General features: G+C 66.9%; 11 protein-coding genes and 1 tRNA gene. 4 read left to right on the top strand and 8 right to left on the bottom strand.

Going from position 1 to position 11789, the window contains the following annotated elements; genetic code table 11:
- Positions 1-65 precede the first annotated feature (65 nt).
- On the bottom strand, positions 66-2129 hold the full coding sequence (gene ppk1, locus F3J15_RS19200) for a polyphosphate kinase 1 (RefSeq protein WP_166893466.1): 2064 nt from the start codon (positions 2127-2129) through the stop codon (positions 66-68).
- A gap of 279 nt (positions 2130-2408) precedes the next feature.
- On the opposite strand from ppk1, the gene ppx reads away from it, so the two are divergent.
- Positions 2409-3923: an exopolyphosphatase gene (gene ppx, locus F3J15_RS19195; RefSeq protein ID WP_046545374.1), complete on the top strand. Its 1515-nt coding sequence runs from the start codon at positions 2409-2411 to the stop codon at positions 3921-3923.
- Between the two features lie 97 nt (positions 3924-4020).
- Here ppx and F3J15_RS19190 read toward each other — a convergent pair whose 3' ends face one another.
- Together F3J15_RS19190 and F3J15_RS19185 are read right to left on the bottom strand one after the other, a co-directional pair.
- A complete protein-coding gene (locus F3J15_RS19190) occupies positions 4021-4455 on the bottom strand; it encodes a hypothetical protein (RefSeq protein WP_089446051.1) in 435 nt (144 codons plus the stop codon).
- 354 nt (positions 4456-4809) lie between these two features.
- Positions 4810-4886: transfer RNA gene (locus tag F3J15_RS19185), tRNA-Pro, on the bottom strand.
- Positions 4887-5047: 161 nt separating this feature from the next.
- On the opposite strand from F3J15_RS19185, the gene sixA reads away from it, so the two are divergent.
- Together sixA and F3J15_RS19175 are read left to right on the top strand one after the other, a co-directional pair.
- Positions 5048-5509 carry a phosphohistidine phosphatase SixA gene (sixA, locus tag F3J15_RS19180; RefSeq protein WP_089445356.1) on the top strand — a complete coding sequence of 154 codons (462 nt, stop codon included), beginning with the start codon at positions 5048-5050 and terminating at the stop codon, positions 5507-5509.
- A gap of 170 nt (positions 5510-5679) precedes the next feature.
- On the top strand, positions 5680-6486 hold the full coding sequence (locus F3J15_RS19175) for a GNAT family N-acyltransferase (RefSeq protein ID WP_011351620.1): 807 nt from the start codon (positions 5680-5682) through the stop codon (positions 6484-6486).
- Positions 6487-6687: 201 nt separating this feature from the next.
- Here the strand turns inward: F3J15_RS19175 and F3J15_RS19170 are convergent, their stop codons facing one another.
- Positions 6688-6858: a hypothetical protein gene (locus F3J15_RS19170; protein WP_166893464.1), complete on the bottom strand. Its 171-nt coding sequence runs from the start codon at positions 6856-6858 to the stop codon at positions 6688-6690.
- 148 nt (positions 6859-7006) lie between these two features.
- Between F3J15_RS19170 and F3J15_RS19165 the strand changes: the two genes are divergently transcribed.
- A complete protein-coding gene (locus F3J15_RS19165; RefSeq protein ID WP_166893428.1) occupies positions 7007-7171 on the top strand; it encodes a hypothetical protein in 165 nt (54 codons plus the stop codon).
- 19 nt (positions 7172-7190) lie between these two features.
- Here the strand turns inward: F3J15_RS19165 and F3J15_RS19160 are convergent, their stop codons facing one another.
- From F3J15_RS19160 to F3J15_RS19145, 4 genes are all read right to left on the bottom strand, one after another.
- Positions 7191-8555 carry an MATE family efflux transporter gene (locus F3J15_RS19160; RefSeq protein WP_166893462.1) on the bottom strand — a complete coding sequence of 455 codons (1365 nt, stop codon included), beginning with the start codon at positions 8553-8555 and terminating at the stop codon, positions 7191-7193.
- A 10-nt stretch (positions 8556-8565) separates the two neighbouring features.
- Positions 8566-8889, bottom strand: a complete 324-nt coding sequence (locus F3J15_RS19155) for a DUF2288 domain-containing protein (RefSeq protein WP_069247660.1) — start codon at positions 8887-8889, stop codon at positions 8566-8568.
- Between the two features lie 76 nt (positions 8890-8965).
- The gene (locus F3J15_RS19150) at positions 8966-10585 is read right to left on the bottom strand and encodes an acyl-CoA synthetase (RefSeq protein ID WP_166893460.1); all 1620 of its coding nucleotides are present in this window, start codon (positions 10583-10585) and stop codon (positions 8966-8968) included.
- A gap of 368 nt (positions 10586-10953) precedes the next feature.
- A complete protein-coding gene (locus F3J15_RS19145; RefSeq protein ID WP_027787858.1) occupies positions 10954-11655 on the bottom strand; it encodes a peptidoglycan DD-metalloendopeptidase family protein in 702 nt (233 codons plus the stop codon).
- Positions 11656-11789 lie beyond the last annotated feature (134 nt).

Raw genomic sequence — 11789 nt, 5'->3', positions numbered from 1 at the left:
GCAGCCCGCGGGCTGCGTTTTTTATTTGGAGCGACGCGGTGCGCGACGCGCGCCGCGCTACCGATTCAAGAGCAGAACTTCGCGAGCAACCCGAGTTGCGCGTTGCGGATCGTCTTGCCGGCGCGACGGCGGCGGTAGTGGCCGTCGCTTTGCATCTGCCACGCCGACTGGTTGTCGCCGAGGCACACCGACAGGCCTTCGGCGATCACGCGCCGCTTGAGCTTGCGATCGCGGATCGGGAACGCGACTTCGACGCGGCGGAACAGGTTGCGGTCCATCCAGTCGGCGCTCGACAGATAGACGTCCTCGGCACCGTTTGCGTGGAAATAGTAGATCCGGTGGTGCTCGAGGAAGCGGCCGACGATCGAGCGCACGGTGATGTTTTCCGACAGCCCCGGCACGCCCGGCTTCAGCGCGCAGACACCGCGCACGATCAGGTCGACCTTGACGCCGGCCTGCGACGCTTCGTACAGCGCGGCGATCACCGTCGGCTCCAGCAGCGCGTTCATCTTCGCGACGACGCGCGCGCGCTTGCCGGCGCGTGCATTGTCGATCTCCGCGCGGATCGAATCGATGATGCGCGGATGCAGCGTGAACGGCGACTGCCACAGCTCGTGCAGCGTGAGTTCGCCGCCGATGCCGGTCAACTGCTGGAACACGTGATGGACGTCCTCGCAGATCTTCTGGTCGGCCGTCATCAGGCCGAAGTCGGTGTAGAGGCGTGCCGTGCGCGGGTGGTAGTTGCCGGTGCCGAGGTGCACGTAGCGGCGCAGCGACGCCTTGCCGGCCTGCACGACGCGCCGCACGATCAGCATCATCTTCGCGTGGCACTTGTGGCCGACCACGCCGTACACGACATGCGCGCCGACGGCTTCGAGCTGCGACGCCCAGTTGATGTTGGTTTCCTCGTCGAAGCGCGCGAGCAGCTCGACGACGACGGTCACTTCCTTGCCGTTGCGCGCGGCTTCCATCAGCGCGTCCATCAGCGGCGAATCGGTGCCGGTGCGGTAGATCGTCTGCTTGATCGCGACGACGCTTGGATCCTTCGCGGCCTGCTGCAGCAGTTCGAGCACCGGCTGGAAGCTCTCGTACGGGTGGTGCAGCAGGATGTCGCCGTTGTCGATCGCGTCGAACATCGTCGGCGCGTTCGTGATCGCGGACGGGGTCGACGCGGTGAACGGCGTGAATTTCAGGTCGGGTCGATCGACGAGATCGGGAATCTGCATCAGCCGCACGAGGTTCACCGATCCGGCCACGCGATAGCAGTCCTTCTCGCCGAGTTCGCTTTCCTCGAGCAGGCGGCGCACGATGTGCGGCGGCGTGTCGGCCGACACCTCGAGGCGCACTGCATTGCCGAGGTGGCGCGCGGGCAGTTCGCCCTGCAGTGCGACGCGCAGGTTCGTGATTTCGTCCTCGTCGACGAACAGCTCGCTGTTGCGCGTGATGCGGAACTGGTTGCAGCTCTTCACGCTCAGCTGCGGGAAGAGTTCGCCGACGAAGCGCTGCATGAATGAGCTCAACAGCACGAAGCCGTGCTCGAAGCCCGACAGCGCGTGCGGCATGCGCACGACACGCGGCAGCGCGCGCGGCGCCTGCACGATGCCCATCACGGCCTGGCGGCCGAATGCGTCACGGCCTTCGAGCTCGACGACGAAGTTCAGGCTCTTGTTCAGCACGCGCGGGAACGGGTGGGCGGGATCGAGGCCGATCGGCGTGAGCACCGGCAGCAGCTCGTCGAGGAAGTAGTGCCGCGCCCATTCGAGTTGCTCGTCGTTCCACGTGTCGCTCGCGTGGAAGTAGATGCCTTCCTGTTCGAGCGCGGGCAGCACGGTTTCGTGCAGCATCGTGTACTGTCGATGGACGAGCCGCTGCGCGCGTTCGACGACGAGGTCGTAAGCATGTTGTAACGACATGCCGTCGGGCGTCAGTGCGCCGGGGTTGTCGCGGATCTGCTCCTGCAGCCCGGCCATCCGGACTTCGAAGAATTCGTCGAGGTTGCTGCTGGTGATGCAGATGAAGCGGAGACGCTCGAGCAACGGGACTTGCGGATCGGCTGCCTGGGCCAGCACGCGCTCGTTGAAACCGAGGATGCCGAGTTCACGATTGAGAAGCGGATAACGGACGGACATCGGCAGAGTAGGGGGTGATTCGGGCGATGATTCGAAAGGACGCTCGGAAACTCTCACGGTACGATGACGTGCTGATGACAGTAGTGTATTTATATCGGGAAATTCTACGCTGTAACCGTTTCGTCTCATAAATGTTTCGGCTATATGCAAACGAGCAGTATGCATGCCCGTGAAGCGTGGCAACGGCAAGCGTTCCACGCTTAAAATGTCGCCTTTGATTGATCACCCACGGCTGTCGCACCGGCCGCCGCGGGCGAACGCGCACGGAGCCCCCTTCTGATGGTTACAACCCCCCACTTGCTGGCTGCCGTGGATCTCGGCTCGAACAGCTTCCGGCTGATCGTCGGTCGCGTCGAGGAAACGCCGGCGGGCAGCCAGATCTATCCCGTCGACGCGCTGCGCGAGCCCGTCCGGCTGGCCGCGGGCCTGTCGAGCGACAAGATGCTCGATCGCGCGTCGCAGGAGCGTGGCTGGGAAGCGCTCAAGCGGTTCGGCGAGCGCCTGCGCGATTTCCATCCCGATCACGTGCGCGCGGTGGCGACGAACACGCTGCGTGTCGCGAAGAACGCGGGCGAATTTCTCGGCGAGGCCGAAGCGGCACTGGGTTTCCCGATCGAAGTGATTGCGGGCCGCGAAGAAGCGCGGCTGATCTATGCGGGCGCCGCGCATTCGGTGCCCGCGAGCGCGGGCAAGCGGCTCGTCGTCGACATCGGCGGCGGCTCCACCGAATTCATCATCGGCTCGCACTACACGCCGATCGTGATGGAGAGCCTCTATATCGGCTGCGTGAGCCACAGCCGCACCTTCTTCCCGGCCGGCAACGTCGACGAATACACGATGCGGCAGGCCGAGCTCGCGGCCAAGCGCGAGATCCAGATCATTTCAAGCGAGTACAAGAAGGCCGGCTGGGACCAGGCGATCGGCTCGTCGGGCACCGCGCGTGCGCTCGCGGAACTCGTCGAGGCCAACGGCTTCAACGATCCCGGCATCACGCACGGCATTTCGCGCGGCGGTCTCGAGCGCCTGAAGCGCGCGCTGATCAAGTCGGAGAACGTCAACCGGCTGAAGCTGATCGCGCTGAAGCCCGATCGCGTGCCGGTGCTCGCGGGCGGCCTCGCGATCATGCTCGCGGTGTTCGAGGAACTCGGCGTCGACTACGTCGATACGACCGACGGCGCGCTGCGTCTCGGCGTGCTGTACGACCTGCTCGGCCGGACGCAGCACGAGGACATGCGTGCGGTGACCGTCGAGGGCTTCACGCGCCGCTACGGTGTCGATCGTGCGCAGGCCGAGCGGATCGGCGCGCTGGCGGGGCGTTTCTACGACGAACTCGAGGAAGCCGACGAAGAGGCGCGCGAGGAAGGGCGGATGTTCCTCGGCTGGGCGGCCGCGTTGCACGAGATCGGTTTGTCGATCTCGCACAGCGCGTATCACAAGCACTCGGCTTATATTGCGAGCAACGCGGACATGCCGGGTTTTTCGCGCACCGACCAGGCGCGCCTCGCCGCGCTCGTGCTCGGTCACGCCGGCAAGCTCGGCAAGCTGTCGCAGGCGCGCGAGGTCGAGTGGCCGCTGCTGTTCTGCCTGCGACTCGCGGCGCTGCTGTGCCGGCGCCGGACCGATGCCGGGCTGCCGGACATTTCCGTTTCGCAGATGAAGAAAGGCGGGTATGAAGTGCGCCTGCCGAGCGCGTGGGTCGAGCAGAACCCGCTGACCGACTACAGCCTCAGCCAGGAGGCGGCCGAGTGGGAGAAGGTCGGTATCCCGTATCGCGTGGTGTATACCGGCGCGTAACAGGCCGAAGCGAGGTCGATAGCGGGGCTGGGAGGGGCCGGGCAGCAGGCAGGCTTGGCGCCCCTCGGGCTTGCCGCATGAGCGTCCTGGCGGCCGATCAGTCCGACGAGCAGACGATCGCAGTCAGGAACGGAAACGCCTGCTTGACGGTCGCATCGCTGCCGGCCTTGCGCACGGCTTCTTCCACCGCGCTTTTCGTGCCCCGCACCACGACGCCATAGGCCCAGTCGCCGATCGGCGTGCCGTCGCCCGGGCGGAAGATCGGGTCGTTCGCCTGGTATCCGAGTACGACATAGACGCCGAAGCCGTACGCCGTCAGCGTGTGGCTCGTGCGGAATGCGTTGACCGAGTTCGATTCGACATGCATCGGCTCCGACTGGATGTCACCGGCGGCGAGCAGCGGCGCGACGAATTTGTGGCCGGTCGAGTGGCAGTCGAGTGCGTCGTCGAGCGCCTTGGCCGACGCGGTGCCGGCAGTCGCGAGCGCGAGCAGCGATGCGCAGAGGGCGGTCTTGAGAATGTTGTTTTTCATGCGCGGATGCAGGTTGTCCACGCGCATTATCGCGTGTTCCTGCAAGTGCCGTATGCGGGCTGCGGATGGCTCGTTGGCCCGTATGCCGTCGGTGATTCGACGGGCCGGCCACGCGGGCGCTCGATCCTTTCCAGTCAGCCTTTCCTGCATTTGAAGCGAAAGGCCGTAAGCCACTTGCTTTGTGCCGACCTTCGAAATAGGGCCGCCGAGGGCTGGGTGGATCGTTGTAGCGTCGATGCCCCAATTGATCCCTACAATGAATCGAGGCGCTGCGAACCGGGAATCCCGGTTGACGCTTAACGGGCCCAGAAACGGAAAAGGGGCTACGGTATAAACCGTAACCCCTTGATTCCTTGGTCGGAGCGATAGGATTCGAACCTACGACCCTCTGATCCCAAATCAGATGCGCTACCAGGCTGCGCTACGCTCCGACGAGCCAAAGATTGTATCGTTGAATATCTGATCCGGTCAATCCCTATATGCGGGTAAATGCCGCGGCGGCAAAGGTCCGCAATTTGCGACAATTCGCCCGGTCATCGGCGGGGCCCGGACGCATGGGCGCGGGGCCGCTCGCCGAAGCAAGGAGAACATCATGATGAACCTGATCCTGTGGCGCCACGCTGAAGCCGAAGACTACGCGGCGAGCGATCTCGCACGCCAGTTGACCGTCCGGGGCCGCAAGGACGCGCAGGCGATGGCCAAATGGCTGCGTGGCCGGCTCGAGACGAACGCCGTGATCCTCGCGAGCCCGGCGGCCCGGACCGTGCAGACGGTCGAGGCGCTGACCGACCAGTACCGGACGATCGACGCGCTCGCGCCGGGCGGCAGCGTCGACGACGTGCTGGCGGCGGCCGGCTGGCCGGAAGGCATTGCGCCGACGGTCGTGATCGTCGGGCACCAGCCGACGCTCGGCAGCGTCGCCGCGCAGCTGATCGCCGGCGGCGACGACAGCTGGAGCGTCAAGAAGGGCGGAATCGTGTGGCTGGCGAGCCGCACGCGTGACGGCAGCCGGCAGGCCGTACTGCGCGCGGTAATGACGCCCGACCTGCTGTGAGGCCCGTCTGAAGGGCTTTGAAGGGATTCGTCGTACGGTTTCGCAAGCTTTCTGCTAAAGTCAATTCGGCGACACGTCATTGAAAGGACACGGTCGTGCCACATAACGGTCACGGCCGATTACTACATTGGCGGGCATGTCGTCCTATTCCTTACGACCAGGAAAGCCTAATGCGAGAACTGCCGACGCCTACGCTCCCTTTTGCCTCGCTGCCCCTCGACACGTCGCGGCGTCATCTGCCGCGCGCTGCTGAAACCGTCACATCGGAGTATCGCCTGCGCGCCGCGTGGGCGCGTACGGAAGACGAATTGCGCGAAGCCCAGCGCCTGCGTTACAGCGTGTTCGCCGAAGAGATGGGCGCGCAGGTCAGCGGCCCCTCCGGTCTCGACGTCGATCCGTTCGATGCGTACTGCGACCACCTGCTGGTCCGCGATCTCGACACCCTGAAGGTCGTCGGCACGTATCGCGTGCTGCCGCCGCACCAGGCGGCGCGTGTCGGCCGCCTGTACGCCGAAGGCGAATTCGACCTGTCGCGCCTCACGCACCTGCGCGGCAAGATGGTCGAGGTGGGCCGCTCGTGCGTGCACAGCGACTACCGCAGCGGCGCCGTCATCATGGCGCTGTGGGGCGGCCTTGGCGCGTACATGATGCAGAACGGTTACGAGACGATGCTCGGCTGCGCGAGCGTGTCGATGGCCGACGGCGGCCACTACGCGGCGAACCTGTACCAGTCGCTGTCGGCAGGCTCGCTGACGGCGCCGGAATATCGCGCGTTCCCGCATACGGCCCTGCCGGTCGACGAACTGCAGACGGGCACCGTCGTGGCGCCGCCGCCGCTGATCAAGGGCTACCTGCGTCTCGGCGCGAAGATCTGCGGTGCGCCGGCCTGGGATCCCGACTTCAACTGCGCGGATTTCCTGACACTGTTCCGCCTGTCCGACATCAACGCGCGCTACGCCCGCCACTTCCTGGGCTGAGCCGTCGGAAGCGCGTCGCGCCCGCCCGGGCGCGCGCAAGCGAACGCCGCCGCGTGGCACGAGCCGCGCGACGGCGTTCGTCCATCTGATCGGTGTGTGTGAGTCGGACCCTGTTAATTTCGGCGATACGCGATCACCGGCGTGCCGCGGGACGGCACGTTCGAGAACGGCCCGGGGAAGGGCCGGACGGCAGCGGCGCGCTTAGTGCTTGCGCCGCCAGTCGAGCAGGTGGTGTTCGGCCATCCAGTGGTGGATCATCCCTTCGCCTCCATGGTTGCGCTTGTATTCGCGCGACTCGAAGAACGACAGGGCGACGAGTACCATCAGACCGACGAACAGCCCGACCAGGCCGGCAATTTCTTCAGACGACATGGCAGCCTCCTTTCCGCGGCACAGCGCCATGCGTACATAGTAGGACATGCGCGGCGCGACTCCGAAGCAGGATTTCCGCTAGACTCGGCGCGGTCCCGGCGTGCGATGGGCGCGCCGATTTCCGGAGCCATACCCGATGACCCGTTTCATGCTGGCCGTGCTGGCCGCATCTTTTCTTGCCGGCTGTACCAGCGATCCGCATCAGGCCCGTCGCGGCCATCCGCCGGAAGATCCGGCCGATTATCACGGCGTGCCGACCGACATGACGCCGCCTTCGATGCTCGACGCGCCGCCGCCGAAACCCACGCAATAACGGCCGGTTCGGTCCGCCGTCAGGCGCGGGCCGCGGGCGCGTCGGCGCCGATGTGCCGCAGCAGCGCCGGCAGGTAGCGCGCCAGCGTCGCGCCGCGTGCGGCCATGAACAGCAGCAGCGCGAACCAGAGGCCGTGATTGCCGAACGTGCCGACGGCGGCGAGCGTGGCCACGACGAAGATCGAGAACGACGCGACCATCGCACGCATCAGCGATTGCGTCTGCGTCGCGCCGATGAACACGCCGTCGAGCAGGAAGCCCCAGACCGACACGATCGGCGAAAGCGCGGCCCACGGCAGGTAGCGCTGCGCCGTTTCGCGGATCTCGGCCTGGTCGGTCAGGCGCGCGACGATCCAGCCGCCGGCGGCCCAGTACACGAGCGCGAACAGCAGCGCGCCGAGCGCCGACCAGAACAGCGTGACGCGTACGGCCTGCCGGAACGCGCTGCGGTCGCGCGCGCCGGCTGCTGCGCCGACGAGTGCCTCGGCCGCATGGGCGAAGCCGTCGAGGCCGTACGCCATGAACGTCTGGAAATTCAGCAGCAGTGCGTTTGCCGCGAGTGTCGCATCGCCCTGTTTTGCACCGAGGTGCGCGAACCAGCCGAATGCGCCGAGCAGGCACAGCGTGCGCAGGAAGATGTCGCGATTGAGGACGATCAGCCGCTTGAGCGCGACGCGGTCGGCGAGGGCACGTACCGCGATCGGCGCAAGGCCGCGCGGCCGTAGCCGCCACAGCATCCATGCGCCGAGCGCGAAACCGCAGGTGTCCGCGGTGGCCGTCGCGGCGCCGATGCCGGCGATGCCCCAGCCGAAGCCATACACATAGAGCAGCACGGCACCGATGTTCACGGCATTGATGAACACCTGCGCGACGAGCGCGAGCCGCACGCGCTGCATGCCGAGCAGGTAGCCGAGCACGACGTAGTTCGCGAGCGCGAACGGTGCGCTCCAGATTCGCGCATGGCTGTAGGCAAGCGCCGTGGTGCGGACGGCATCGCTGCCGCCGAGCGCGGACAGCGCAAAGGACAGCAGCGGCACCTGCAGCGCCAGTACGGCGGCGCCGAGTGCGAACGCGACGATCAACGCGCGCAGCAGGTTCAGGCGGATCCCGGCGGCGTCGCCGGCGCCATGCGCCTGCGCGACGAGGCCCGTCGTCCCCATCCGCAGGAAACCGAATCCCCAGAACACGAAATTGAAGAACAGCCCGCCGAGCGCGACGCCGCCCAGGTACTGCGTGCCGTCGAGGTGGCCCGCGACGGCCGTGTCGACGGCACCGAGGATCGGCTGGGTCAGGTTCGCGAGGACGATCGGGAACGCGAGCGCGAGGACGCGCCGGTGCGTGACGGTGGCCATGCCGGCCCCGTGCGGTAACGCGGCTTCGGACATGGCGGACGCGTCAGGCGCGTTCCTGCACGCAGACCCAAGGCGAGACGACGACCGCCCACAGCTCCGGGTTGCGCGCCGCGTAATCGGCAGCGGTTTCGGCCGGCATGCGCGCGACGAGGCCTGCCGACAGCCAGCGCGTGACCTGCTCGGCATCGTCGTCGGCAACGGCTTCCGCGACGCTGACGAGATCGAGGTCGCGTGCCACGGACAGCAGCTTGCCTTGCGCGAAGAAGCGTTCGAGATCGCACCAGTCGATCTTGGCGGTTTCGCCGAGGAGTTTGGCGTAGAGCGGGCTGTGCGACGCGCCCGCGTCGGAGTGGTGATCAGAGGACATCGTTTTCTTGGAAAGACTGCGTAGTGGCGCCACTATAAACCATCCGGCCGGGCCGGCGGCACGGGTGGCGGCCGGCCTACGCGCCGCGCAGCGCGCGGCGCACGATCTTGCCGGTCGCGGTCATCGGCAGGCTGTCGACGAACGCGATCGCGCGCGGATACTCGTGCGCGGCGAGGCGCGTGCGCACATGTGCCTGCAGCGCCTGCACGAGCGCATCGTCGCCGGTGTGGCCCGGATTCAGCACCACGAACGCCTTGACGATCTCGGTGCGGGTCGCGTCGGGCACGCCGACGACGGCGGCCATCCGCACCGCCGGATGCGTGAGCAGGCAGTCCTCGATCGGGCCCGGGCCGATCCGGTAGCCGGCGCTCGTGATCACGTCGTCGTCGCGGCCGACGAAGCGCACGAAGCCGGCGGCGTCGATCGTGCCCGTGTCGCCGGTGAGCAGGTAGTCGCCGGCGAACTTGTCGCGCGTCGCGTCGGCGTTGCGCCAGTATTCGAGGAACATCACCGGGTCGGGACGGCGCACCGCGATGCGCCCTTCGACGCCGGGCGGCAGGGGCGTGCCGTCCGCGTCGACGATCGCGACCGCATGGCCGGGCACCGCCTTGCCGATCGCGCCAGGCTGCGCATCGAACAGCGCCGCGCACGACGACAGCACCATGTTGCACTCGGTCTGCCCGTAGAACTCGTTGATCGTCACGCCGAGCGCCTCGCGCCCCCAGGCCGTCAGCTCGGTGCCGAGCGACTCGCCGCCGCTCGCGACGGATTTCAGCGACAGCGCGTAGCGCTCGCGCGGTGCCGGGACGGTACGCATCAGCTTCAGCGCGGTGGGCGGCAGGAACGCATGGGTGACGCCGTGCCGCGCCATCAGCGCAAACGCCGCGTCGCCGTCGAATTTCTCGAAGCGGCGGGCGAGCACCGGCACGCCGTGATGCCATGACGGCAGCAGCACGTCGAGCAGGCCGCCGATCCATGCCCAGTCGGCGGGCGTCCAGAACAGGCGCGCGTCGCGCGGGAAGCACTGCTGCGACATCTCGACGCCCGGCAGGTGGCCCAGCAGCACGCGATGCGCGTGCAGCGCGCCTTTCGGTTTGCCCGTCGTGCCGGACGTATAGATGATGACGGCCGGATCGTCGGCGGCCGTATCGGCCGGCACGAAGTCGGGTGTTTCGGCGGCGAGCGCCGCGTCGTAGCGCAGCACGCCCGGCTGATCGGGCGCATCGTCGCCGATGCAGTAGACGGTATGCAGTGCCGGCAGCCGGGCGCGCAGCGGCGCGATTTTCGCGTAGCCGGCCGCGTCGGTGACGAGCGCAGCCGCCTCGCTGTTCGCGAGCCGGTATTCGAGCGCATCGACGCCGAACAACGTGAAGAGCGGCACCGCGATCGCGCCGAGCTTGTACGCGGCGAGGTGCGCGATAGCCGTTTCGGGGCCCTGCGCGAGAAAGATGCCGATCCGGTCGCCGCGCCGAAGGCCGGCGCGCACGAAGCTGTTCGCGAGCCGGTTAGAAGCATTCCTCAGGTCGTCGAACGTGATCCGGAAAACGTCGCCTTGCGCCGTTTCGTGGATCAGCGCGAGACGTCCGCTGCCGTCGGCCCATTTGTCGCAGACGTCCACGCCGATGTTGTAGCGCGCCGGGACGTCCCACGCGAAGCGGGAGAGCAGGTCGTCGTAGCGGTCGGCGGCGGGCAGCATCGAGGTGTCTCCTGGGGGCGAACGTGGCGTCGCGCGAGCGGCTTACATCAGGATTTCACGCAGACGAATCCACAATGGCGTCTGAGGGTAGGGAATCTTCGTACTCGTCCAACAGCCACGGCTCAGTGCACGATTCCACAATGACGCATAAGATCACGAAAAAATCAGTGTGTGACCATGGATTTGCTTCTGATAGCTGCGGGGTTCAGCCTGATAGGAATCGGCGTACTGGTGGCGTTTGCCCGTCACGTCGATCCGTTGTCCGGCCGGTTCACCGGACGTCTGCGCAAGCGCTGACATCACCTTTCCCGGTTTTCACCGTGACGACACGCGATGCGTGCCGGCATCACGTGTCGTCCATCGGGTGCTCAGCGCGCCGGCAGGTAGCGTGACGGGTCGATCGATCGGCCGCCGTAGCGCAACTCGAAATGCAGCGCGACCCGATCGCTGTCGCTGTTGCCCATCTCGGCGATTGATTGCCCTTGCGTGACCGACTGGCCTTCCTTCACCAGCAGCGCGCGGTTGTGCGCGTAGGCGGTCAGGTAGTCGGCGTTGTGCTTGAGGATGATCAGGTTGCCGTAGCCGCGCAGCCCGTTACCCGCATAGACCACCACACCCGGCGCAGCCGCGACCACCGGCGTGCCCGGCGAGTTCGCGATGTCGATGCCCTTCGATTTCGAGCCGTCGAACGTGCGGACCACATTGCCGGCGGCCGGCCAGATCAGCGCGATACTCGTGGCCGGCTTGACGGCCGATTCGACCGGAGCGGAAGGCGCGGGGCGGGCCCGGCCGGCACTGCCGGTGCCGGTGGTCGACGGCGTCGATGCGGTGGTCGTGCCGGGCGGCGGCGCGACGCGCAGCACCTGACCGACTTCGATCGCATCGGGGTTCGTCATCTGGTTCCAGCGCACGATGTTCGATACCGACGTGCGGTTGTCGCGCGCGATCTTGTAGAGCGTATCGCCGCGCTCGACGCGATAGAACCCGGGGCCGACAGGCGCGGAGCCGCACGCGACGAGCAGGGCGGCGCAGGCGGCTGCGAAGAGTCGCTTCGTTGTTGTTCCGAACATTGAACCTCGCAAAACCCTGCCGCGCGTGACGCGGCAGGCAACACAAAACATCCGATTTTAACGGGTTCGACCCGCGCACCGCAGTTTGGCCGTTATCCGGGCTGCGGCGCGCCGGTTCGGCGCGTTGCCTGACG

The organism is Burkholderia sp. Ap-955 (assembly GCF_011753045.1).
Lineage (GTDB): Bacteria > Pseudomonadota > Gammaproteobacteria > Burkholderiales > Burkholderiaceae > Burkholderia > Burkholderia lata_D.
Note: the sequence above shows the minus strand (reverse complement) of the source record. Positions and strands in the feature narration are given on the sequence as shown.

Bases quoted from the DNA above. Each gene is read 5' to 3' on its own strand.
- F3J15_RS19160 (WP_166893462.1), bottom strand. From the start codon at position 8,555: ATGTCCGAAGCCGCGTTACCGCACGGGGCCGGCATGGCCACCGTCACG.
- ppx (WP_046545374.1), top strand. From the start codon at position 2,409: ATGGTTACAACCCCCCACTTGCTGGCTGCCGTGGATCTCGGCTCGAAC.
- F3J15_RS19155 (WP_069247660.1), bottom strand. From the start codon at position 8,889: ATGTCCTCTGATCACCACTCCGACGCGGGCGCGTCGCACAGCCCGCTC.
- F3J15_RS19145 (WP_027787858.1), bottom strand. From the start codon at position 11,655: ATGTTCGGAACAACAACGAAGCGACTCTTCGCAGCCGCCTGCGCCGCC.
- F3J15_RS19190 (WP_089446051.1), bottom strand. From the start codon at position 4,455: ATGAAAAACAACATTCTCAAGACCGCCCTCTGCGCATCGCTGCTCGCG.
- F3J15_RS19170 (WP_166893464.1), bottom strand. From the start codon at position 6,858: ATGTCGTCTGAAGAAATTGCCGGCCTGGTCGGGCTGTTCGTCGGTCTG.
- F3J15_RS19175 (WP_011351620.1), top strand. From the start codon at position 5,680: ATGCGAGAACTGCCGACGCCTACGCTCCCTTTTGCCTCGCTGCCCCTC.
- sixA (WP_089445356.1), top strand. From the start codon at position 5,048: ATGATGAACCTGATCCTGTGGCGCCACGCTGAAGCCGAAGACTACGCG.
- F3J15_RS19150 (WP_166893460.1), bottom strand. From the start codon at position 10,585: ATGCTGCCCGCCGCCGACCGCTACGACGACCTGCTCTCCCGCTTCGCG.
- F3J15_RS19165 (WP_166893428.1), top strand. From the start codon at position 7,007: ATGCTGGCCGTGCTGGCCGCATCTTTTCTTGCCGGCTGTACCAGCGAT.
- ppk1 (WP_166893466.1), bottom strand. From the start codon at position 2,129: ATGTCCGTCCGTTATCCGCTTCTCAATCGTGAACTCGGCATCCTCGGT.